Annotated in this window: 3 protein-coding genes; all 3 read left to right on the top strand. The window is 77.9% G+C overall.

Annotated features, from left to right (window positions below; translation table 11 throughout):
* Positions 1–258: hypothetical protein (locus tag OZN99_RS31205; protein ID WP_270939084.1), on the top strand; the 258-nt coding region annotated here is incomplete at its 5' end.
* A 16-nt stretch (positions 259–274) separates the two neighbouring features.
* Positions 275–1,018, top strand: coding sequence for an NRDE family protein (locus OZN99_RS31200; protein ID WP_270939083.1), 744 nt, complete (start codon positions 275–277; stop codon positions 1,016–1,018).
* On the top strand, positions 1,015–1,524 hold the full coding sequence (locus tag OZN99_RS31195) for an anti-virulence regulator CigR family protein (protein ID WP_270939082.1): 510 nt from the start codon (positions 1,015–1,017) through the stop codon (positions 1,522–1,524). Before OZN99_RS31200 ends, OZN99_RS31195 begins: the two co-directional genes overlap by 4 nt.
* Positions 1,525–1,595: the final 71 nt, after the last annotated feature.

The following is a 1,595-nucleotide window of genomic DNA, read 5'->3' as shown; positions in this document are numbered from 1 at the left end:
GCCGTCGCACCGGCGGCGGCCGAGGCCATCGCGGCGACGCCGGCCAGCGGCTACTGGTACGATCCGCCGCCGCGCTGGGTGCCGGCGCCGCCGCCCCGCTGGCGCGGCCCGCCGCCCGGCTACTACCGGCGTCCGCCGCCGGGCTACTACCCGCCGCCGGGCTACTACTATCCGCCGCCCCGGGCCTATTACCCGCCGCCGCGCTACTACGCCCCGCCGCCCCCGCCGCCGGGTGTGGGCCTCTACTTCCGCTTCTGAGGACCGCCCGGCCGGCGTGTGCACCGTCGTCATCCTGCGCCGGCCCGGGCATGACTGGCCGCTGCTGCTCGCCGCCAACCGGGACGAGCGGCTGGACCGCGCCTGGGACGCACCGGCCGCGCACTGGCCCGACCGACCCGGCATGGTGGGAGGGCGCGACCGGACCGGCGGCGGCACCTGGATGGCGCTGCAGGGCGGCGTCCTCGCGGCGGTGCTCAACCGGCCCGGCAGCCTGGGCCCGGCGCCCGGCAAGCGCTCCCGCGGGGAGTTGCCGCTGATGGCGCTCGACGCCGGGACCGCGGCCGCTGCTGCGGCGGCGGTCGCTGGCCTCGATGCCGGCCAGTGGCGGCCGTTCAACATGGTGGTCGCCGATGCGCGCGACGCGATCTTCCTGCGCGGCCTCGGCGCCGGCCGGCCGGAGCCGGTGGCGTTGCCGCCGGGGGTCAGCATGGTGACCGCGCACGATCCGAACGACCTGGCCAGCCCGCGCACGCGCCGGCACCTGCCCCGCTTCCGGACCACCCCGCCGCCCGATCCCGCCGCCGGCGACTGGGCCGGCTGGGAGGCGCTGCTGGCCGATGGCGATTTCGGCGCGGAGGGCCTCGGCGCCGCGCTGAATGTGCCGCCGGTGCAGGGCTTCGGGACCGTGTGCTCCAGCCTGCTGGCGCTGGGTGCGGGGGGCGCGCGCGTGTGGCGCTTCTGCGCGGGGCGGCCGGCGCCGGGCCGCTTCGCGCCGCTCGATCTGGGAGAGGACGCATGACGCGGATGCGCCGAGCAATGCTGCTGGCTGGCCTCGCCCTCGTGGCGCCATCCGCCCTGGCCCAGCCCGAGGGACGCGGTCAGGGACAAGGCCAGGGGCAGGGACGCGGTCAGGGCCAGGGTAACCAGGGCGGCCAGGGTAACCAGGGAGGACAGGGTAACCAGGGCGGACAGGGCAACCGAGGCCAGGGCAACCAGGGGCACGGCAACCAAGGCAGGGGCGGCGGGAGCCTGGGGACGGTCGAACTCGGCATCGTGCAGGGGTGGCTCGGCACCAATCCCGGCTTCGTGGCGCAGCCGCTGCCGCCGGGCATGCGGAACCGGCTGGAGCAGGGCAAGCCGCTGCCGCCCGGCATCGCCCGGCGCGCCGTGCCGCCTGACCTGCTCGGCCGCCTGCCCGCCAAGCCCGGCTACGACTACGCCATCGTGGGAGCCAGCCTCGTGCTGGTCGCGGCCGCGACCGGGGTGGTGGCGGCGGTGCTGAGCGACGCCCTGGCCCGCCGCTGAGCCCCCCGCGCATGCCCCCCACCCGCCCCCGCCGTGGCGGAGGGGGCCCGCGCCTGCTATAGCCGGGGCGG

Origin of the sequence: Falsiroseomonas oryzae, from assembly GCF_027856955.1 — a bacterium.
Lineage (GTDB): Bacteria > Pseudomonadota > Alphaproteobacteria > Acetobacterales > Acetobacteraceae > Falsiroseomonas > Falsiroseomonas oryzae.
This window is presented reverse-complemented; position numbering and strand designations above follow the sequence as displayed.

Bases quoted from the DNA above. Each gene is read 5' to 3' on its own strand.
- OZN99_RS31195 (WP_270939082.1), top strand. From the start codon at position 1,015: ATGACGCGGATGCGCCGAGCAATGCTGCTGGCTGGCCTCGCCCTCGTG.